The following is a 20,372-nucleotide window of genomic DNA, read 5'->3' as shown; positions in this document are numbered from 1 at the left end:
CGCCGTCGTTTGTGTTTCATAACTTTTCTATCGGATTATCCGGTCAGTATCGACTTATCCCGGTAACGTCGCCGTGTGAGCACAATCTCGCAGACCGCCTCGTGGCTTGGCGACAGCGCCAACTGGAACGGCGACAACGGCGTCACCCGGCGCCTCATCGAACACCTGACGGTGACTGCCGCGTCCGTGGGGATTGCGTGCGCCCTCGCGCTACCGATCGGGGTGTGGCTCGGGCACGTCGGGCGAGGCCGCATACTCGCTGTCGGCGGCTCCGCGGTTGAACAGGCGGTGCCGGCATTCGCCGTGCTCGTGCTGTTGGCCGTCGGGCCGCTCGGCTTCGGCAACACCGCGGCCACGGTCGCGCTGACCCTCATCGCGGTACCACCGCTGCTGTCCACTGCCTACATCGGTGTGCGCGATGTTGACAGGGCGGTGACACAGGCCGCGGTCGGGATGGGCATGTCCGGTGGTCAGGTGGTGCGGCAGGTGGAGCTACCGCTGGCCGCACCACTGCTGCTGGTAGGCCTGCGGACGGCGGCGGCCCGGGTCATCGCCACCGCCACGGTCGCCGCCCTTGTCGGCGGCGGCGGGCTTGGCCGACTCGTGCTGGACGGTCTGGCCCACCACGACGACGCGCAGGCCGTTGGCGGCACGGTGCTGGTCGTGGCGCTGGCCCTGATCGTCCAGGGCCTGCTGCTCTGCCTCGGCCGGCTGGTGACGCCCGCTGGCTGCGGGCCCAGCCGCCTGCATCCCCGCTGGTGATCAACGGGACGCATAGTCGAGTGTGAACGAACGCTCGTCAAACGCGTGCGGCCGGCCGCCAGCGGGTACTCCTCGGCACGCAGGTGGGTACCCGGATCGAGGAGGGCTGGAACGTGGTGCAGAAGCTTCCGCAACCGCCGGACCATGAGGATTCCGCGGAAACATCGCCACCGCAATCGCCTACTTACGGCCTTCGCCCCAGCCTGCCCTTTCCGACCGGGCACGCGCGCTCAGCGGCGGATCGCCAGTCGGTACTTCTCCCACTGCCGCTTGTCGTCGGAGAAAAAGTACTCCAGGAGATCGTGTAGGTAGCCCGGGTCGGGTGCATGCCTCGACGGCGGCATGTACTGCTTCACACGAAAAACTCCGAACCCGACATTGTACATCGTATACAGACCCAACTTCAGTCTGTCGAGTTCCTCTAGAACACGGTCGGACACCGGATTGTCCTCGTCTTCTTCAGAAGCCGTCTCGACAACGAGGCTCGGGCAGTGCGCCCAACGCCCATGGGCTGCTGCCTCATACAGCGACTCCAGCCGATTGGCCTCGGCCGACCGTTTGATTTCAAAGGATGAAATCGTGAGGACGACGTCGGGCAGGAGATACGAGCTCCAGACTTCGACCGCCGCGACGTCCGGCCGGGACCACTGACCGCTGGCCCGTACCCGCCTGCGCGCGGAAGCGGTCTCACGGATGTGGCTGAAGGTGAGACCAGCCGTGTCGATCTCACTCTGGTACCAGTCGACGAAGGGCTGATACAGCTCGGACTCCCGGCGTACCAGCTGGCCAGGGCCGGCAGCGGCGAATCCCGCGTCGGCTATGTGCGTTTCCAACACCTCGTCGTCCGGCGTCTGGAGCACATCGTCTGCGCGAGCGATCGTACCCCCACGGCCTCGCCCAAGCCGGACGAGACCGGCCGTCTTGAGCTCATCCAACGCCAGTCGATAACGGTCGTTCGTGATTCTCACAGCGCTGCGCAGCCGAAGGCCGCCGACGGGAGTGCCGTCCGGCGGAAGCTGGTCGAAGACCACAAGCGCATCGCGAGAAGCTTTCGGTGGAGTCCGGTCACTCGGGGCCCTGCGGATCCGCCGCCCTTCCACAATCGCCATACCCGCGAGAACAAGCTCCGCCACCGCCTCGTCGAACTGCGCATCCTCCATACGGAGCCGCTTCCGCAATGCACCGCAGTTCGACGGTGCCGGCCCGATCTCGGTATAGAGTTCCGCCGCCGCTCTGGAAAGTGCCATCGTCCCCTCGCCGTCAGCCAGCCACCATGAGAGCGCTTTTTCTGCGCTATGACAGGCATATCCGATACGGGACGAGCACAGGAGTCATTTCTGACCTAATCACATCCGCCGCGGCGAGGTTTGAACCGCGCCCGAAGACGACGCGTTCCGCCGGATCGGTCTGGTGGTGCCGGCCGAGAGCACGGGCGGTAGGTCATTGCGGTCACCGGAGCGGCAGTTTCCACTTACGGCCAACGGCCAAGAAACCGTACGGTAGGTCATTGCGGTCACGGGAACGGCAGTTTCCACCTACGGCCGACAGCCGTCATCCCCGGGGGATCCGGTACCCGGCTGGGATCCCCCGGAACACCGCTGGTCCCGAACGGTCAGTCCCGAATCTGGGCGTCGGAGGTGTAGGAGGCGTCGAGTTGCCGGTTGAGGTTGACCGCGGCGTTGATCAGCGCGAGGTGCGTGAAGGCCTGCGGGAAGTTACCGAGCTGCTCGCCGGTCAGGCCGATCTCCTCGGAATACAGACCCAGCGGATTGGCATAGGTGTGCATCTTCTCGAAGATGAGCCCGGCCTCCTCCAGCCGGCCCGATCGGGCCAACGCGTCGACGTACCAGAACGTGCACAGAGAGAAGGTGCCCTCCGAACCGCGGAGCCCGTCCGGGGATGCTTCCGGGTTGTACCGGTAGACCAGGCTGTCAGAAACCAGTTCGGAGTCCATCGCGTTCAAGGTGGACAACCACATCGGGTCGTCGGGGACGACGAAACCGACCTGGACCATGCGCAGCAGGGAGGCGTCCAGCACGTCGGTGTCATAGTGCTGGACGAAGGCCTGCCGCTTGTCGTTCCAGCCCCGGTCCATGACCTGGCGGTAGACGCGGTCACGTTCGGTGGCCCACCGCTGGAGCTTGCCCGGCCGGGCCCGCTCGGCCGCGAGCCGGATGGCGCGGTCGAAGGCGGCCCAGGAGTTGATCCGGCCGTAGGTGAAGTTCTGCCGGCCGCCGCGGGTTTCCCAGATGCCTTCCTCGGGGGAGTCCCAGTGGTCGCACAGCCAGTCCAGCATGTCGACCACGCGGTTCCACCGGGCGTGGCCGAGGGCGACACCGTGACGGTCCGCGAAGTAGATCGAGTCCATCGCCTCGCCGTAGATGTCGAGCTGGAGCTGGTCGGACGCGCCGTTGCCGATCCGCACCGGCGCCGAGCCCATGTAACCCTCGAAGTGGTCGAGGGTCTCCTCACTCAGGTCGGACGACCCGTCCACCCGGTACATGATCTTCAAGGGTCCGGAGGTGTCACCGGCCTGCTCCTCGATCCGGTTGGCCAGCCACCCGACAAAGCTGCGTGCCTCCTCGACGTAGCCCAGTCCCAACAGCGCGTACACCGAGAACGACGCGTCGCGGATCCAGGTGAACCGGTAGTCCCAGTTGCGCTCGCCGCCGATCTGTTCGGGCAGCCCGGCGGTGGGCGCTGCCACCACCGCACCGCTGGGGGCGTAGGTCATGAGCTTCAGCGTCATCGCCGAGCGGCGGACCTGCTCGCGCCACCGGCCGGTGTAGGTCGACCGGGCCAGCCAGCGCCGCCAGTACCGCACCGTGTCGTCGAGCAGGGAGATGATCTCGTCCCGGGCGAGCCGGTGCGGCGGGTCGCCGTCCCCGGTCTCCATCATCACGGCCCCGACCTGGCCGGCCTTCAGCGTCGCCGTGCCGCGGATGCCGTCACCGCGCGGATCGGTGATCCGTTCCGCCCCGTCCCAGCTGACGGTCCTGGCCGGGTGCAGGGTGATGCGCTGGTCCCCGGCGCGGAAGATCGCACCGTCGCCGGTCACCTCCACGGTGTGGCTGGCGCGGCCGTAGTCGAAACGTGGCGTGAACTCGACCGCGAAACGCATCTCCCCCCGCACGACCCGCAGGACCCGGACCAACCGGTGCCGGTCGGTGGGCCGGGTCGTGTCCGCGATGGGCATGAAGTCCAGGAGTTCACCCACGCCGCCGGCCGTCAGGAAGCGGGTGATAAGAACCGCGGTGTCGGGCAGGTACAACTGCCGCGACACATAGCCCGACTCCGTCGGCGCAATCGTGAAGTGGCCGCCGCGTTCCCGGTCCAGCAGGGATGCGAAGATACTCGGCGAATCGAACCGGGGCGCGCAGAACCAGTCGATCTCGCCGTCCTTCGTCACCAGCGCCGCGGTCTGGAGATCCCCGATCAACCCGTGGTCAGAAATCTGCGGATAGTCCATCTCTCCCCCTATGGTTCTGCTCGGCAGCGGTTCCCTGCTCGGCAGCGGTTTCTGCCGCCTCGCGGCTTGTGGTGTCCGGCGTGGACGCCCATCGTGGGCCGGTGGTCGGGCACGCAGCCAGCCGTCTCCCCGCGGTGAAGCAGCCCGATCGGGCGATGTCGATTCAAGGAGAACCGGTCGGTTGGTCGATACGTCGATACGTCGATACGTCGATACGTCGATACGTCGTCCTGCGCGCAAGCGCCCACGGCTGGCGCAGCGACCTGCCTCGCGTGAACTGCCAGCCCCGGCGACCGGGATATCCATCGTCAGAAACTGGGCTGCCCGACGGTCAGGCGTCCAAACCGTCCGAGCGTGACGGATCACCCACGGGCGGGGGTGATTGGTATCGGTCCGGACTGAGATCGGCAGATCGAGACACGAACTCAGGTGGTTGCGGCGCCGAAGATACCGGGCAGGGTGGACGAGTGGGCGACCCGCAGTTCGTCGAGGCTGACGGCAAAGGCGTCCTGGACGTCGATGATGTCGCCGTCCACCACACCGATACGCCGGCACGGCAGTCCGCGGGCACCGCACATGTCGGTGAACCGCAGCTCCTCCGATCGGGAGACGGCCACCACCGCCCGACCCGCCGACTCGCTGAACAGCTCGGTGAACACGTCCGCATCGCGGGGGAAAACGATGCGGGCGCCACGCCCACCACGCAGGCAGGACTCGACCAGTGCCGATGCCAGGCCGCCGTCGGACAGGTCGTGCGCCGCGGTCAGCATGCCGTCGCGGGAACCCGAAACCAGGATCTGGGCGAGCAGCTTCTCCGCGGCGAGGTCGACCACGGGCGGCTGCCCGCCCAGGTGCCGATGCGCCACCCACGCCCACTCGGACCCGCCGAACTCCGGGCGGGTCTCGCCGAGCAACAACAGCGAGTCACCGTCATCGGTGAAGCCGATCGCGACGCGCCGCGCCACATCGTCGAAGAGGCCCAGGACACCGACCACCGGAGTCGGGTTGATCGGCATCGATCCGGTCTGGTTGTAGAAAGATACGTTACCGCCGGTCACAGGCAGGCCGAGCTGGCGGCAGGCGTCCGCGAGCCCCCGGGTCGTCTCGGCAAACTGCCACATGACCTCCGGATCCTCGGGCGAACCGAAGTTCAGGCAGTTCGTGACGGCGATCGGCACGGCCCCGGTCGCGGCCACATTGCGGCATGCTTCGGCGAGTGCGAGCTGCGCACCTGCGAACGGGTCGAGCCTGGCATACCGACCGTTACCATCTGTCGCCAGCGCGATGCCGAGGCCGGTCTCGTCGGAGAGCCTGACCACGCCGGCATCCTCGGGCTGTGCGAGCACGGTGTTGGCCTGCACATACCGGTCGTACTGGTCGGTCACCCACGCTTTCGAACACAGATTCGGCGAGGCGATCATGGTCAGCAACGTTGCGCGCAGGTCGTCGCCGCTGGTCGGGCGCGGCAACGCCGCCGGGTCGTCGGCCCGCAGCCCGTCCAGGTCCGCAGGCCTGCGCATCGGCCGGTCGTACACCGGCCCGTCGTCGGCGAGCGAGCCGGGCGGCACGTCGACGACGACCTCACCATGCCACCGGATGACAAGACGACCGCTGTCGGTGACCGTTCCAATCCGGGTGGCCAGCACGCCCCAGCGTTCGGCGACCGCGAGCACCTGGGGCACTGCGTCCGGCGTGACGATCGCGAGCATCCGCTCCTGGGACTCGCTCGCCAGGATCTCGTGCGGCACCATCGAGGCCTCCCGCAGCGGGACGAGGTCGAGGTCGACCGTCATCCCACCGGGGCCACCGGTGGCCAGGCCTGCGGCGGTCGTCTCGGTCAGCGCACAGGTCAGCCCCGCGCCGCCGAGGTCCTGGATGGCGACGACAAGTCCGCGCTCGAACAGCTCCAGGCAGGATTCGATGAGAATCTTCTCGGTGAACGGGTCGCCGACCTGCACCGCTGGTCGGCGCGCCGGTCCGCCACCCTCGTCGAAGGTCGCCGACGCCAGCACCGACACCCCGCCGATGCCGTCCCGGCCGGTCTTCGCACCGAGCAGGACGACCGCGTTGCCGACTCCGGTCGCAGCCGAAGTCTGTACCCGTCCGACCGGCATCACCCCCACGCACAAGGCGTTGACCAGCGGGTTCCCCAGATACGACGGATCGAAGACGACTTCCCCGCCGATCGTCGGCAGGCCCAGGCAGTTGCCGTAGCCGCCGATGCCCGCGACCACCCCGGGCAGCATCCGCGCCGTGTCGGGTGCGTCGGCATCGCCGAACCGGAGCGGGTCCAGGACGGCGATCGGCCGGGCGCCCATAGTCAGGATGTCGCGGACAATCCCGCCGACGCCGGTCGCCGCACCCTGGTAGGGCTCGACGAAACTCGGGTGATTATGTGATTCGATCTTGAATGTGACGGCGAGGCCCTCACCGACAGCAACCACCCCGGCGTTCTCGCCCATCCCGACGAGCATGCGCCCACCGGCCGGTATGTCACGGAACCGCCGTAGGTGCACCTTGGACGACTTATACGAACAGTGTTCACTCCACATCACCGAGTACATGGCAAGCTCGGCATCGGACGGCAACCGACCGAGGGTGGAGATGATCCGGGCGTACTCGTCGTCGGTGAGACCGAGTTCCCTGTGGGGCTGGGCGGCGTCTGGCTGGGCGGCGTCTGGCTGGGCGGCGTCTGGCTGGGCGGCGTCTGGCTGGGCGGCATGGGGTCCGGCGGCGTCGGGCGCGGACGGGGCAGTGGGTACGGTCGGTGTGCCGGTCACGTCATCCATCTTCCCGGACGTTTCGGTCTCGACAACCCGGCCTCGACAACCCGACGACGGCGACCCCACCGTGGCGATCCAACCGGCCGTCAGGAGTGGCCGTAAGGCTCCGGGCCTGCCGCGTCACCGGCGAGTGCGTCGGCGCCGTCGTCTGGAACCGAGCCAGGCGGGTGCGCCGATATGCTGACGAATTCCAGGTCGGACGATTCCAGGTCGGACGGATCGTCGTCGTATACAACTGCCTCGGGATGCGCGGAGGGAGCGACCATCGCCTCCGAGTGGGCGCCACAACCATGATCGAAAGTAGTCACCCGAGCGTCGTCCGGGGCCATCTCGTTCGCACACACCCCGAACAGGCGGCCGAGGATCCCGGCCAGACGCACGTGAAAGCCACATGTCTGACAGGTCGCGGGAGCGACCCGGGCAATCGACGCCTCCGGACCGGAGTCGCCCGCATACCAACGGGTCGCAGCTTCGTCACGTCCCTCCACGGACAGCAGCCGGGGACGACCGAACCCGAGCTCATGCCAGGCATCGGTGTCGACGAACTCCTCGACATCACCAAGACGCAGGGTGAGGCGCGGATCGTCCACGGCGGTCGGCAGCAGGTCTCCGACTCCGACGTCGCCCGGGCGCAGCCGCTGGGACCACGGCACCCACTGTGGAGCGGTCATGGCGCCGTCGCCGGGCAACAGCACGACATCATCCACGGTGACCTTCCGCAACCGCGATGCGCGGCTCACGACCACCGTCCACACCCAACCGGGATAGGCGCGCGCCGTACACGCGAAGCGGTGCAGCACAAGGCGTTCGTCCTCGGCCTCGACGCCGAGGTGCTCGCCGACAAGGCCCGGATCATCGGCCTCGGTGGCCGCGGCCGCCCGGGCCTCCTCGACGGCTGCGGCACACGCGGTGTCCAGCGCGGGCGGCTTGGGCCCCTTGGCCGCACGCGGCGCCCGTGGTGTTCCCGGTGTTCGGGGTGTCCGGGGCGCCTTCGACGCGGGTGAGCGGGCGGTCCGGGTCGTCCGGGTCGCAGACTCGGACGCCGGGGGACCGGGCGCACTCCCGTCCGAGATGGTCGTTTCCGAGCTCGACGTTTCCTGGTTGGACGATCCAGAGTCGGACGATGTTGGCACTACCGCCGGGTCAAGCTGCACATCCTGAGCCTCCACGCACGTATTGTCGCCTACAGGTTCCGGAACTGTGCTGCGTGGTCGCGGTGGCCCTCCTGGGGAGAGGGGACACTCAGGATGGTGAACGTGGGCAGTGGTGTCGCCAAAGGGATCCGCAGGCTGCGCGCGTCCGGCCGCAGAGGTGGTGCCGAGCAGTCGGGGCTCGCGGCCCTCACCGAGCTTTCCTTCGTCAACGCGGCGGGCGACGCGCTGGTGACCGTGACGCTGGCCGGATCGCTCTTCTTCGCGGTGCCGACGAGCGAGGCCCGGTCGAAGGTCGCCATGTACCTGTTGATCACCATGGTGCCGTTCGCCCTGCTGGCACCGGTGATCGGCCCGGTCCTGGACCGGTTCGCCCATGGTCGCCGTACCGCGCTGGCCGCAATCTGCCTGGCCCGCGGCATGCTTGCCTGGCAGCTCGCCGGCTCCCTCAACCACGGTGTGGCCGTCTTTCCCCTCGCGCTCGGCCTGCTCATGCTGTCGCGGGCGTTCGGAGTGGCCCGCAGCGCGGTCATCCCGCGCGTCACACCCCAGAATCTGTCCCTCGTAAAGATCAATTCCCGAATCTCGTTGGTGAACATCGCAGCGGGATCCGCGATCGCCCCGGTCGGCCTGGCCATCGCCAAGATTCCCTACGTCGGCTACCCGTGGGTGCTGCGGGCCTGCGCAATCGTCTACATGACAGGCGTCCTGCTGGCGTTCAACCTACCCAAACACGTCGACTCCGCCGCAGGTGAAAAACGCGCCTTCGTACTAGGGGCCATCGTCAACCACCGGGACATGGCCGGCCGTCTGCTGCGCGCCATGGGCGGGCTGCCGGTCGCGCTTCGCGCCTCCCTGGTGCTGCGCGGCCTGGTCGGATTCCTCACCTTCTATCTGGCGTTTCTGCTGCGGACGAGCCACGACACCAAACTCTGGCTCGGTGCGCTGGCGATCTGTGCGGGTGTGGGCAGCGGCCTGGGTGTCTTCATCGGCGGGCGGCTGGGCCGCCGGCGGCCTGAGGCGCTGCTGATGCTGTCACTGCTGATGGCATCAGGGGGCTGCCTCGGCGCCGCCGTCGACTACACAAGGCTCACATCGCTGCTGGCGGCCCTGCTGGTGACGATGGCCGGTGCGATGGGGAAGCTCGGTCTGGACGCGATCCTCCAACGGGACATCGCCGAGGACACCCGGAACTCCGCGTTCGCCCGCTCAGAAACCGCGATTCAGCTCGCATGGGTTGCCGGCGCCGGGATCGGCCTGATCGAGATGCCGGGGACGCTCGGCTTCGCCGTGGCGTCCGCGGCGGTGCTGTTCACGATGTTCGTGGAGACCAGGGCACTGCACCGGTCACGGGCAGCGGCCCGCGTCCGTCGAGGGCGACCGGAGGCCGCGGCCTGGGCCGAGCCGGGCGCCGGGGGAACCCTCGCGCTCGGGCACCCGGCGATCCGCCCGGAAACGGCGGTGCTACCGGACACCGCAGTGCTCCAGAAAACGGCGGTGCTACCGGACACGGCGGTGCTCCAGAAAACCGCGGTCCTCCCGGATCGTGGGACGCGGCCCGGCCTGCTGAGACCGAGAACCCACCCCCCGGATCGCGATCCGGGCGGCATCTGAGCGGCCCTGAACGATAACCTCCGACCGTGTCCGTATCTCGGCTACTCTCCCGCATCCGGTGGCAACGCCTGGCTGTGCTCCCTGTCCTCGGCGCGCTCGTCGGGGTACTCGCCGGCTGCGACCAACCGACGCCGCTGGTGACCATGCAGGCCGGTCGAAGCTTCGTGCAGGCGCAGGCCGCCAGCTACGACCGCGACGGCACGGTGGTCAAGGGCGCCGGCGACCAGATCCCGGCGCTGCACGCCGCCCCCGGAGAGATCATCAACATCGACGTTCCGAAGTCGGTTGCCGACCGCGGATACTTCTTGACATCCGTCGACGCCCAGTCCAACGAGGTCCAAATTTCCGACACCATAAAGGACCAGCACTACCACCTGACCACGCCGGGACGAGCCGGCGAGCTGCCCCTGACCATCTTCCAGGTGCCGCGCAGTGATTCCGGCCCGGCGTCTGGAAGCTGGAAGTTCCGTCTCGTCGTCCAGCCATAGGTTCATGGTCGACAATTTCATGGTCGAGATGCGCCCGGTCGCTCCTGTTCCCGTATCGAGGTCCACGTGAACCGGGTCCTGCTGGTCACGGCGGTCAACCCGGAGGCTGACGCCGTCTGCGCCGGAATGATGGGTATGTGGCAGCCGTGGACCGCGCCCGCCACCACGGGACCGTCGCGCGGCGGCCCGGTGCCGTCGTGGGACCGCCAGCTGCTGACCGCGGTCCGACTCGGCCCTTACCTGGGACGCCGGTCCGGGTCGGTGACCGTCCTGGCCGCGGGAGCGGCCGGTCCGGCGGCGGCGGCGGGTACCGCGACCGCTCTGGCGACCGCTCGCGCCGCGGGCGAGCCGTTCGACCTGGTCATCTCCCTCGGCATCGCGGGCGGTTTCACCGACCGTGCCGGCATCGGTGACCTGGTCGTCGCGGACGCACTGATCGCCGCGGATCTCGGTGCCGAGTCCGGCCTCGACGCCTCCTCGGGTAAACCCGCACCGGGGTCGTCGCCCGCCGGACCGGCCTCCGGTGCCGGATCCGGTGCCGGATCGACATCGGAGGCCGGCGACGGAACCGGCGGGTTCCTGGGTTTGGACGAGCTCGGGCTCGGGCCGTCCACGCTGTTCCCACGTGCGAACGTGGTGCAGCTACTCGTCGACCTTCTCGCCGGCACCGGACGGACAATCAGGATCGGGCCCATCCTCAGCGTGTCCACAATCACCGGGACCGACCATCGGGCCGCAGCGATGGCGCTGCGGTTCGACCCGGCCGCCGAAGCCATGGAAGGCTACGCGGTCGGTGTCGCAGCCACCGCGTTCGACACGCCTTTCGCCGAGGTCCGCGCGGTCAGTAACGCGGTCGGTCGCCGTGAGCGGTCGAGCTGGGACGTGCCGGGAGCACTCGCCGGGCTGAGCGCGGCCGCCGCCGGGATCGCCGCCGGGATCGACACGCTCACCACCGTGCTGCCCGCCTCGCCAGGCAGCACCACGCCCAGCCGCACCGGGACCGGCCGCACCGAACCGGTCAAGCCTGCTCCCGGGGTCGGCACGCCGTGACATCGCGGTCAGCGATGCCGTCCCCGCTCTCGCTGGCGATCTCGCCGTGCCCGAACGACACGTTCGCCTTCCACGCGCTGGCCCACGGGCTCGTTGCGGACGCACCGCGGGTCACGGTGACCTTCGCGGACATCGATGTGCTGAACTCCCGCGCCGCCGCCGGCCTCGACGATCTGGTGAAGATCTCCTACGCCGCGCTGCCGTGGCTGCTGGACTCCTACCAACTGCTGTCCGCCGGCAGTGCCCTGGGACGTGGCTGCGGACCGCTCGTGCTCACCGCCGGCGGCGGCCGGGACGACCTGGCGGGCGCACGCATCGCGATACCGGGGATGCGCACAACCGCCTACCTGTTGTTCCGGCTGTGGGCGCTGGGACATGGGGTCGGCGACATCGACGTCCTGCCCTTCGAAAAAATCATGCCGGCGGTACGGGACGGGCGATACGACGCCGGCCTGGTCATCCATGAGTCGCGGTTCACCTACCCGTCCTACGGGCTCACGCTGATGGCGGACCTGGGCGACTGGTGGGAGTCCGAGACCGGCCTGCCCATTCCGCTGGGGGCGATCGTCGGCCGGCGTGGGCTCGACGGCGCCGCGCTCTGCGCCATGGTGCGGGCGAGCGTCGCGGCAGCTCTGGCCGACCCGCGGGCATCGCGCGCCTATGTGCTGGACCACGCCCAGGAGCTGGACGCCGACGTCGTGAACGCTCATATCGGGCTGTATGTGAACGATTACACGCTATCGCTCGGCGACGAAGGATACGAGGCTGTCGAGGTGCTGCTGGGACGGGCGGGCGCCGCCGGCCTCGTCCCGCCGATGCCCGCTCTCCGACCATGACCGCACGCCGACCATGACCGCACGCCGATCAGCCAGGCCCTGATGTCTCCAGTTCGTCGGCGACCGCGTGGACGACCTTGGCCACCGTCTCTGCTGTCCGGCGATCTGGATGGCGCCCCCGACGCAGTGAGTTCTGTACCTCGTCCAAGAGTTTGATCATATCTTCGATCATGCTGTGCAGCTCGTCGGGGCTGCGCCGGGCCGCGTGCGCCGCGCTCTTGGCCACCGACGGCGGAGCCGCGAGCACCCGCACCGACAACGCCTGATCGCCCTTGCGACCCGCGGCAACACCGAACTCGACCCGATCCCCCGGCTTGAGCTTCTCCACCCCTGGCGGTAGCGCACCCTTGTGGACGAACACGTCGCCGCCGTCATCACGGCTGAGGAAGCCGAAGCCCTTGTCGACGTCGAACCACTTGACTCTGCCGGTGGGCACAGGAGACCTCGTTCTGCGTGGCGAAGGGAGACTGTCCAGTGAGATGCCGAGGTCTCCAAGGCTATCCGGGGACACGGCGGCGAGAGGTCATCCGTGCCTATTCGTGGCCGCTCACAGCCGATCGTGGATGATCACGGGCGCTGGAACCATCGCGGGCTCGCTCAAGGCCTCCGAGTGCGCGAAGAAACCACGATCGCACGCCCTTTGGCCATCCGCCGACCTCGGATCGCCCGGCGATCCGTAGGCTGGTGGCTGTGGCTGCCCAACAACCCCATCGGCCTGATCGGCTCACGGCGCCACAATCATCGGTGGCTGTACCGCGGGAGCTCCCCGGGAACACCCGAGGGCGACTGGTCGACGTGCTCGTCCGGCTGGGGGTCGGCGTCTTCGCGATCGGCCTCGTCGCCACCGTGATCATTATCGTCCCGTTCTTCTTCGGTGTCACCGAGCAGCCCACCTGGCTGAACGTGCTCGCGGCCGGTGGGTTGACGATCGGCTTCGGCGTCGCGCTCATCGCAATCGTGGCCGCGGTGCTCTCCCCTGCTCCGGTCGACGAGACAGAACCGGACGACGACACCGGACCGGACGACACCGGACCGGACGACGACGCCGGACCGGACAACGACGCTGGACCGGACAGCGCAGGACCGGACGACACAGAGCCGGCGCGCAGGACGGAGTCGACCGACCCGACCCCCAGCGGCACGTCGTGATGTCAGTGCTCCGGAGAGTGCGGCCTCCGGGCGCGCGATCTGACGATCGTCGCGCGCCCTTTGGCCCGCTAGGAACGCGGTAGCAGCTCATTCATCGAGCCGGATCGGAAGCCGCGGGGGTCGACCTCCACCCGGTCGAAACCCTCGATCACCGCCAGCAGCTCCGGGCGCGCGGCCAGGGCCCGCACACGAGTGGCGTCCACCTCGACCATCGCCACCGTGCCAAGGTCACGTACCCGCAGGTTGCGCACGCCCAACCCGGCTGTGTGCACTGCCGCCCGCAACGCCGCCTCGGCCCGTTCGACGCGAGCAAGACGTGCCGGTGACACCGTGATCCCATAGGCGACGCGGCTTGCCAGACACGCCGCAGCCGGTTTGTCCCAGGTCGACAACCCCCACCACCGGGACGCTTCGCGGACCTGGGCCTTGGTCAGACCAGCGTCCAACAGCGGGGTCCGTGCCCCCCGGGCGGCCGCCGCGCCGATACCCGGTCGGAAGCCAGCCACCGCGTCATCCGCGTTCGTGCCGGTCACCACATGGGCGAGCCCGAGGGACTCCGCGAGTGGGCGGAGCGTCTCGGTGAGCTCCGCCTTGCAGAAGTAACACCGGTCCGGACCGTTGGCCCGGTAGCCGTCGCGTCCCATCTCGTTGGTGGCCGGCGTGAGGTGGCGGACCCCGAGCTCCGCCGCGAAGTCGCCGGCCGCCCGCTGCTCCGTCCCCGGCAGAGAGGGGGAGATCGCCGTAGCGGCCACAACCCGGTCGACACCGAGCGCCCGGACCGCGGCCGCGAGCAGGAACGCCGAATCCGCCCCACCGGAAAAGGCGACCAGTACGGATCCGAGCTCGGCGAGCCTCACGGCAAGATCGTCAAGGCGACCGGCCAGGACCCGGCCATCCACCCCCACCGGCTCCGGCACCCGTCCCGACGACAGTTCCAGCACCCGTCCCGCCGACAGTTCCGGCACCGGTTCCGACGACACGGATCTCCCTGCTACAGAAGCCGACACGAATCCGAGGGTAGTGACCCACCGACGCCGGACGCATGCCCGGTGCCGGTTTCGATGCTGTCGGGATGACTCCTGAGACGGCGCCTGGGGATAGGGTCTTGCGCCATGGCCAGGGTCGTAGTGGACGTGATGCTGAAACCGGAGATCCTCGACCCGCAGGGGCAGGCGGTGCTCACCGCATTGCCGCGGTTGGGCGTGGCCGGCATCGTCGGGGTGCGCCAGGGCAAGCGGTTCGAGCTGGAGGTGGACGGCGAGGCCGATGCCGACGCCCTCGCCCGGATCGAGCAGCTTGCCGCCTCGCTACTGGCCAATCCGGTGATCGAGGACTACGTCGTCCGGGTTGAACCCGCACCCGCCGCCCAACCCCGGTAAGAGCGCCCGGCAATAGTGCCCGGCAACAGGGGCGTGGATCGGGGCACCGTCCCGGGGGGCGCTATCCGGGGGGAGCCATCGGGTCGGCCGGCGAGACGAACGCGACCCGGCGTCCACATGAGTCACAGACAGCGACCCAGGCATCAGGTTCGTCGTCGCAGGCCACCAGATGCGCCAATGGGACGATTCCGCCGCACCACGGGCAGATGATCCACGGCCCGTCCGCACCGGCGCCTGACGACTCGACATCGAGTGATTCCACCTTCCTGACGGTGCCACCAGACGCCCGCCCCCGAGGACTCCACAGGCCCTTCGGTGACCACAGCCGCCTGTTCCCGGGACGCGAGCCCCCAGCTACCCGGGCCCAACGCCGGCCGCCGGCCGCCGGACGGACACCCGACACCGAGGCCCACGGCTCATCACGGGAGCCGGTGACAGGATGGGCGGGTGGGCACGGACGAAGTACCTTCAGTCGCCATTGATCAACTTCCGGTCAACCTGTCGCCGGATGCAGACATCCTGCTGCTCGACGTCCGCGAGGTCGAGGAGTGGGACGCCGGACATGTCACCGGTGCGGTCCACATCCCCATGGGCGAACTCCTCGAGCGCCTGGACGAGGTGCCGCGCGAACGGGACGTGGTGGTTGTCTGCCGGTCAGGCCAGCGTTCGGCCGCGGTCACGGCCTACCTGCACCGGGCCGGCTGGCGTGTCCGCAACCTCAACGGTGGGATGATCGCCTGGGATGCGGCGGGCCGCCCGATGGAGAACGCCACGCCGCAGCCGCCGGCTGTGATCTGACCAGCGCCTTTCGGTCAAGTCAGCAGTCGTTGTTGTGGACACGCCTTTGCATCCGCGGCGTACCGATCGTCAGCTGTGGATATCGGACGATGAGCGCACTCCTGGCGCGACACTGGACATCATGAACCATGACAACCCCGCCATGTCGACCGCGCGGGCGCTGGCCGTGGGGCTCGCGCTGTGTCTCGGGCTCACCTTCGCCGCGGCCGCCTGCGGCTCGCTCAACGATGCGTCGGCCGCCAACGCCGGCGGGCTCGGGGGCGCCGGACAAAATGAGCAGGTCACCGCCGGGAGTGCCCTCGCGACGTTGGGGTCGATACCGGTCCACGCCGCGACGACCTCGCCGCAGTACCGGCGGGACGCGTTCGGCGATCCCTGGCAGGACGTCGACGGCAACGGCTGTGACACACGGAACGACGTCCTGCACCGGGACCTGACACTGGTGACCGTCAAGCAGGCAGACCCGTGCATTGTCCTGACCGGCGAGCTCAAAGATCCTTATACCAACCGGACGATCCGTTTCAACAGGACGCGGGCCGCTGCCGCCGTCCAGATCGATCACGTCGTCGCGCTGGCCAATTCCTGGCGTACCGGGGCCGCCTCATGGCCATCGGACAAACTGATCAGTTTCGCGAACGACCCGGAGAATCTGCTGGCGGTCGACGGTCCGGCGAATCAGAATAAAAGCGACGATAATGCCGCACAGTGGCTACCGCCGAATCAGGGATACCGGTGCCAGTACGTGGCCCGCCAGATCGGCGTGAAAGCCCGCTACGGCCTGTGGCTGGAGCCCGCCGAACGCGACGCCATGGCCAAGGTGCTCAGTAAGTGCCGGGCGCAGCCGACCCTCGGCGGGAGGCCCGCCGGCTGACCCCGAACATCCACGTCAACCCCCAGGCGTCACATCGGGCAACTATTCAAGTACAATTAACGTGTTCGTTACCAAGATGGGGCTGGGTGCGAGTACTTCCCAGCCGACCCGCCTCCGGGCGACCCGCGCGGCCGGGTTGGCTGCACGTAGGTGGCTGCACGTAGGTGGCTGCGGGTCGTTGGACGCAGGCAGGTGGTGAGACAGCATGGGGCAGGCGGGAGAGCGTCTGGATCTGTTCGACCGCCTGGACATCGGGATGCTGGCCGTCGGTACGACCGATCGCCGAGTGCAGCGGGTGAACGCGGCGACATGCCGGATCCTGGGACGTAGTGAGAGCGAGCTGCTCACCATGAGCTGGGACATGTTGCTCCATCCGGCGGACCGGGCTGCCCAGCTGGTGACCACGCGACAGTCCGCGGCGGGTGGGCAGGCCGACGGGCGGACGGGGCATCAGGCCGACGGATGGCCGGGCGGGCAGCGCGTGGTCCGCTTCGCGCGTCCGGACGGCTCGACCGTGCACGTCCTGGCGACGGCGATACTTCTGCGCGACGGTCCGGACGGGGAGCCGTACTACCTCAGCCAGTTCCAGAACATCACCCAGGAGATGACCGCCCACCACCACCTGCGGCTGTTGTTGGACAACACCCCCGTGGCGTTGTTCCTGATGGATCCAAACGGTCGCATCGTGTTCACCGACGGCGAGATGAACGCCGCCCGGGTGGACCCCGATCGACGATCGACAATCGTCGAAACCTTCCAGGACCTGCCCGTCACGCCCATGGCCCGACGTGCGCTGACCGGCGAGCGCGTCTGTGGTGTCATCGAGGCGTACAGCCGCCATTTCGAAACGCACATGGTGCCGATATTCAGCGCGGACGGGGCGGTGACATCAGTGGCAGTCGTCGCCACCGATGTCACCGAACGCGAAGAAGCTCTGACAGAACTACGAATCCGCGCCGCTGAACAGCAGATTGTCGCCGACCTCGGCCGCCGCGCACTGACCAGCCTCGAACCCGACCCCCTGTGGACGGCCTCCGCCACCGCAATCGCCGACCACCTCCACGCCGACTGCGTCACCATCCACGAACAGCACCCCGGCCACACCGGACCACACCTGGCCGTCCACGTCGGAACACCCCCACCCGGCACCAACGCCCCCGGCGAACTCACCGTCCCGATCGGCCCGCCCGAGCACCCCACCGCCATTCTCGCCGTCCACCGCAGCAGCCCGTTCGCCGCCCGCGAATGCGCATTCATCGACGCCGTCGCCACCATCCTCGCCGCCGCCGCCGCCCGCTTCCAGGTCGAACGCGAAGCCCGCTTCCACGCCTGGCACGACAGCCTCACCGGCCTGCCCAACCGAACCGCGCTCCTCGACCGACTCCATCACGCCCTCACCCGCACCGGCGTCGGCATCCTGTTCATCGACCTCGACGGCTTCAAAACCGTCAACGACTCCCTCGGCCACCACACCGGCGACCAGCTCCTGCGCACAATCGCGACCCGGCTCCAACACGCCGTCCGCCCTCACGACACCGTCGCCCGTCTCTCCGGCGACGAATTCGCCATCCTCTGCGGGAACATCACCAGCGCCCCCACCCTCCAGACCATCGCCGACCGCGTCGTCACGGCCCTCGCCCAACCCACCACGCTCGACGGCCGCACTGTCACCGTCACGGCCAGCGTCGGTATTGCGATCTCCAGCCCCGAACTCGCCGACCCCGACGACCTCCTGCGCGCCGCCGACATCGCCATGTACACCGCCAAACACTCAGGCCGCGGCCATCACCTCCTGTTCGACGAAGCCATGCGCGCCTGCCTCCTCGACCGCCTCACCACCGAAAACGACCTCCGCCACGCCCTGGCCACCCCCGGCGAACTCCGCCTCCATTACCAACCCATCCTCAACCCCACCGGCGACACCATCGGCGCCGAAGCCCTCATCCGCTGGCAACACCCGACCCGCGGCCTCCTGCTCCCCGACATCTTCATCCCCCTCGCCGAAGACACCGGGCTGATCACACCCCTCGGCCGTTGGGCCCTGCACACCGCGTGCCACACCGCCGCCACCTGGACGACCGGACCGCCCCTCATCCCCCCACCGCACATCACCATCAACGTCTCCGCCCGCCAGCTCACCGACCCCGACTTCCTGCCCGACCTCACCCATCTCCTGCACACCACCAACCCCGACGACCGCTACCAACTCTGCCTCGAAATCACTGAAAGCACGCTCATCCACGACACCGCCGCCGTCACCGCCACCCTCCATGCCCTACGCGCCCTGGGCATCACCCTCTATATCGACGACTTCGGCTCCAGCCACTCCTCCCTCAGCCGTCTGCACCGCCTCCCCCTCGACGGCCTCAAAATCGACCGCCGATTCATCAGCACAATGACCGACGACCCAACCGACCACGCCATCGTCACCGCCGTCATCCACCTGGCCCACACCCTCGGCCTCACCGCCATCGCCGAAGGCATCGAAACCCCCGCCCAGCTCGCTGCCCTCAGCACCCTGCGCTGCGATCTCCTTCAGGGGTGCCACCTCGCCCGCCCGGGACCGCACCTCCCCGCCTTGCAACCCACCACCGGCCCAACCTGGCCCGCGTCCGAAGCCGATCAGCCCCGCTGAGAGTGCCCGGCAGTGGTAGAGACGCGGGCAGACATCCCGCTCCCTGGAATGCCGGCTAAGAGCGACCGGCAACAGGGGACGCGGCGCCGCAGGGCCGGGGTGCGTGCATGGCGGAGGAGGGAGGCACCGGAGGTGTTGGGTGTCGACCGACGGAGCCGGGGTACCCGTGCACGCGCAGCGATGGATGGGGAGCGATGCTGCGAGGTGCGTGCCCCGGCCCCGCACCGGGGGGTCCGGGAGGTCGCCCCCCCGGGCAGACATCCCGCCCCCCGGAAAGCCGACCAAAGGTCGGCGACCAACACAAACCAGCGTGGGCGAGGGGGGAGTTGAACCCCCACGTCCGTTAAGACACACGGACCTGAACCGTGCGCGTCTGCCATTCCGCCACTCGCCCGAGTGCGACTATCACGCTATCACGCGATCCACGCGGCCCGAGCCGTGGGCGGCATGGGGCTGGAAGCATACGATCTCAGGGTCGGGAGAAGGCCTGGAGGAGGGGAGGTCGAGATGGGCGTGCTACAGCGCTTCGAACGCCGCCTGGGAGGCCTCGTCGAGGGTGCATTCGCCAAGGTCTTCAAGGGCGGTGTCGAACCGGTCGAAATCGCCAGTGCGCTGGCCCGGGAGACCGACGACCGGCGTGCGGTCAGTTCCAACCGCGTGCTCGTCCCCAACGAGTTCGCCGTCGAGCTCGCCGTGGGGGATTTCACCCGACTCGCCCCTTACACTCAGGCGCTCTGCGACGAGCTGGCCGAGATGGTCCGCGAGCATGCCGCCGAGCAGCGCTACACGTTCGTCGGTCCCGTCAACGTGCGGCTCGCCGAGGCCGAAGACCTCGATGTCGGGGTGTTCCGTATTCGCAGCAGCGTTGCCGCAGCCGACCCCGGCGCTGTGGCCGCTCGACGCGGCCCCCCACGCCCACGATCGAACGCTCCGGGGGCGCCGCGCCTATTGATCTCCATCAAGCCCGGACCGGAGAGCCGGGCCGCCGGCGAGGAGCGCGAATATCCGTTGGACAGCGAGACCACCGTCATCGGCCGCAGCGTAGAATGTGACATACGTCTCAATGATACGGGGGTTTCCCGCCGGCACGGTGAGGTCCGACGGATGCCGGATGGCCAGTTCGTCTACATCGACCACGGCTCGACCAACGGCAGCATCGTCAACGGCCGCGCGGCCAGCCAGGTGCGGCTCGTCGACGGCGACCAGATCGAACTGGGCGCAACAATCCTCGCCTTCCGCCGGGAGGACCCGCGAGACGTTGACGCGAACCGGGCCACTCGGCGTGTTCCAGCCAGCCCAGCGGGACCACCAGGCCCGTACCCCCCCGCAGCCGTCCCGCCGGCCACCGCGGCGGCCGATCCGTACGACCGGCCGGCGGACCCGTACC

General features: G+C 68.7%; 17 protein-coding genes and 1 tRNA gene. 11 read left to right on the top strand and 7 right to left on the bottom strand.

From position 1 onward, the window contains the following. Positions 1-75: 75 nt before the first annotated feature. Positions 76-762 carry an ABC transporter permease gene (locus U9983_RS13175; protein WP_322754299.1) on the top strand — a complete coding sequence of 229 codons (687 nt, stop codon included), beginning with the start codon at positions 76-78 and terminating at the stop codon, positions 760-762. A gap of 230 nt (positions 763-992) precedes the next feature. On the opposite strand, the gene U9983_RS13170 is transcribed toward U9983_RS13175, so the two are convergent. The 4 genes from U9983_RS13170 to U9983_RS13155 form a co-directional block, all read right to left on the bottom strand. After that, entirely contained in the window at positions 993-2,009 is a 1,017-nt protein-coding gene (locus U9983_RS13170) for a hypothetical protein (protein ID WP_322754298.1), read from the bottom strand. Positions 2,010-2,374: 365 nt separating this feature from the next. After that, positions 2,375-4,231 (bottom strand): glycoside hydrolase family 15 protein, encoded by a 1,857-nt coding sequence (locus U9983_RS13165; RefSeq protein ID WP_322754297.1) that lies wholly within the window; start codon positions 4,229-4,231, stop codon positions 2,375-2,377. A gap of 425 nt (positions 4,232-4,656) precedes the next feature. After that, positions 4,657-7,020 carry a phosphoribosylformylglycinamidine synthase subunit PurL gene (gene purL, locus U9983_RS13160; RefSeq protein WP_322754296.1) on the bottom strand — a complete coding sequence of 788 codons (2,364 nt, stop codon included), beginning with the start codon at positions 7,018-7,020 and terminating at the stop codon, positions 4,657-4,659. Between the two features lie 80 nt (positions 7,021-7,100). Further along, positions 7,101-8,183, bottom strand: coding sequence for a DUF3027 domain-containing protein (locus tag U9983_RS13155; RefSeq protein ID WP_322754295.1), 1,083 nt, complete (start codon positions 8,181-8,183; stop codon positions 7,101-7,103). Positions 8,184-8,261: 78 nt separating this feature from the next. Here U9983_RS13155 and U9983_RS13150 point away from each other — a divergent pair, with 78 nt between their 5' ends. From U9983_RS13150 to U9983_RS13135, 4 genes are all read left to right on the top strand, one after another. Further along, entirely contained in the window at positions 8,262-9,779 is a 1,518-nt protein-coding gene (locus U9983_RS13150) for an MFS transporter (RefSeq protein WP_322754294.1), read from the top strand. A gap of 26 nt (positions 9,780-9,805) precedes the next feature. Next, positions 9,806-10,267 carry a hypothetical protein gene (locus U9983_RS13145; RefSeq protein ID WP_322754293.1) on the top strand — a complete coding sequence of 154 codons (462 nt, stop codon included), beginning with the start codon at positions 9,806-9,808 and terminating at the stop codon, positions 10,265-10,267. Between the two features lie 66 nt (positions 10,268-10,333). Further along, entirely contained in the window at positions 10,334-11,317 is a 984-nt protein-coding gene (gene mqnB, locus U9983_RS13140) for a futalosine hydrolase (protein WP_322754292.1), read from the top strand. Positions 11,318-11,331: 14 nt separating this feature from the next. Then, entirely contained in the window at positions 11,332-12,153 is an 822-nt protein-coding gene (locus tag U9983_RS13135; protein ID WP_322754308.1) for a 1,4-dihydroxy-6-naphthoate synthase, read from the top strand. A gap of 28 nt (positions 12,154-12,181) precedes the next feature. On the opposite strand, the gene U9983_RS13130 is transcribed toward U9983_RS13135, so the two are convergent. Continuing rightward, complete coding sequence (locus tag U9983_RS13130; protein WP_322754291.1) at positions 12,182-12,589, bottom strand: cold shock domain-containing protein; 408 nt, start codon at positions 12,587-12,589, stop codon at positions 12,182-12,184. Between the two features lie 308 nt (positions 12,590-12,897). Here U9983_RS13130 and U9983_RS13125 point away from each other — a divergent pair, with 308 nt between their 5' ends. After that, positions 12,898-13,302 carry a hypothetical protein gene (locus tag U9983_RS13125; RefSeq protein WP_322754290.1) on the top strand — a complete coding sequence of 135 codons (405 nt, stop codon included), beginning with the start codon at positions 12,898-12,900 and terminating at the stop codon, positions 13,300-13,302. A 68-nt stretch (positions 13,303-13,370) separates the two neighbouring features. Here the strand turns inward: U9983_RS13125 and larE are convergent, their stop codons facing one another. After that, on the bottom strand, positions 13,371-14,282 hold the full coding sequence (larE, locus tag U9983_RS13120) for an ATP-dependent sacrificial sulfur transferase LarE (RefSeq protein WP_322751791.1): 912 nt from the start codon (positions 14,280-14,282) through the stop codon (positions 13,371-13,373). 132 nt (positions 14,283-14,414) lie between these two features. Here larE and purS point away from each other — a divergent pair, with 132 nt between their 5' ends. The 4 genes from purS to U9983_RS13100 all read left to right on the top strand — a co-directional run bounded on the left by purS (position 14,415) and on the right by U9983_RS13100 (position 18,985). Next, entirely contained in the window at positions 14,415-14,681 is a 267-nt protein-coding gene (purS, locus tag U9983_RS13115; RefSeq protein WP_322754289.1) for a phosphoribosylformylglycinamidine synthase subunit PurS, read from the top strand. A 447-nt stretch (positions 14,682-15,128) separates the two neighbouring features. Next, positions 15,129-15,479, top strand: coding sequence for a rhodanese-like domain-containing protein (locus U9983_RS13110; RefSeq protein ID WP_322751793.1), 351 nt, complete (start codon positions 15,129-15,131; stop codon positions 15,477-15,479). 121 nt (positions 15,480-15,600) lie between these two features. Beyond that, positions 15,601-16,350: an HNH endonuclease family protein gene (locus U9983_RS13105; RefSeq protein ID WP_322754288.1), complete on the top strand. Its 750-nt coding sequence runs from the start codon at positions 15,601-15,603 to the stop codon at positions 16,348-16,350. A 205-nt stretch (positions 16,351-16,555) separates the two neighbouring features. Continuing rightward, entirely contained in the window at positions 16,556-18,985 is a 2,430-nt protein-coding gene (locus tag U9983_RS13100) for an EAL and GGDEF domain-containing protein (RefSeq protein ID WP_322754287.1), read from the top strand. 311 nt (positions 18,986-19,296) lie between these two features. On the opposite strand, the gene U9983_RS13095 is transcribed toward U9983_RS13100, so the two are convergent. Beyond that, a tRNA-Leu gene (locus U9983_RS13095) sits at positions 19,297-19,379 on the bottom strand. Between the two features lie 113 nt (positions 19,380-19,492). Here U9983_RS13095 and U9983_RS13090 point away from each other — a divergent pair. Continuing rightward, a partial coding sequence (locus tag U9983_RS13090; protein ID WP_322754286.1) for a DUF3662 and FHA domain-containing protein occupies positions 19,493-20,372 on the top strand: 880 nt, incomplete at its 3' end.

The organism is Protofrankia sp. Cas3 (genome assembly GCF_963555955.1).
Classification (GTDB): Bacteria; Actinomycetota; Actinomycetes; order Frankiales; family Frankiaceae; genus Protofrankia.
The sequence above is the reverse complement of the archived record's forward strand: the minus strand, read 5'-3'. Positions and strand labels throughout refer to the sequence as shown.

What these genes read in the sequence shown, in the direction of transcription:
- U9983_RS13105 (WP_322754288.1), top strand. Translation starts at nt 15,601, where the DNA reads ATGAACCATGACAACCCCGCCATGTCGACCGCGCGGGCGCTGGCCGTG.
- U9983_RS13165 (WP_322754297.1), bottom strand. Translation starts at nt 4,231, where the DNA reads ATGGACTATCCGCAGATTTCTGACCACGGGTTGATCGGGGATCTCCAG.
- U9983_RS13170 (WP_322754298.1), bottom strand. Translation starts at nt 2,009, where the DNA reads ATGGCACTTTCCAGAGCGGCGGCGGAACTCTATACCGAGATCGGGCCG.
- U9983_RS13100 (WP_322754287.1), top strand. Translation starts at nt 16,556, where the DNA reads ATGGGGCAGGCGGGAGAGCGTCTGGATCTGTTCGACCGCCTGGACATC.
- purL (WP_322754296.1), bottom strand. Translation starts at nt 7,020, where the DNA reads ATGGATGACGTGACCGGCACACCGACCGTACCCACTGCCCCGTCCGCG.
- U9983_RS13150 (WP_322754294.1), top strand. Translation starts at nt 8,262, where the DNA reads ATGGTGAACGTGGGCAGTGGTGTCGCCAAAGGGATCCGCAGGCTGCGC.
- purS (WP_322754289.1), top strand. Translation starts at nt 14,415, where the DNA reads ATGGCCAGGGTCGTAGTGGACGTGATGCTGAAACCGGAGATCCTCGAC.
- U9983_RS13135 (WP_322754308.1), top strand. Translation starts at nt 11,332, where the DNA reads ATGCCGTCCCCGCTCTCGCTGGCGATCTCGCCGTGCCCGAACGACACG.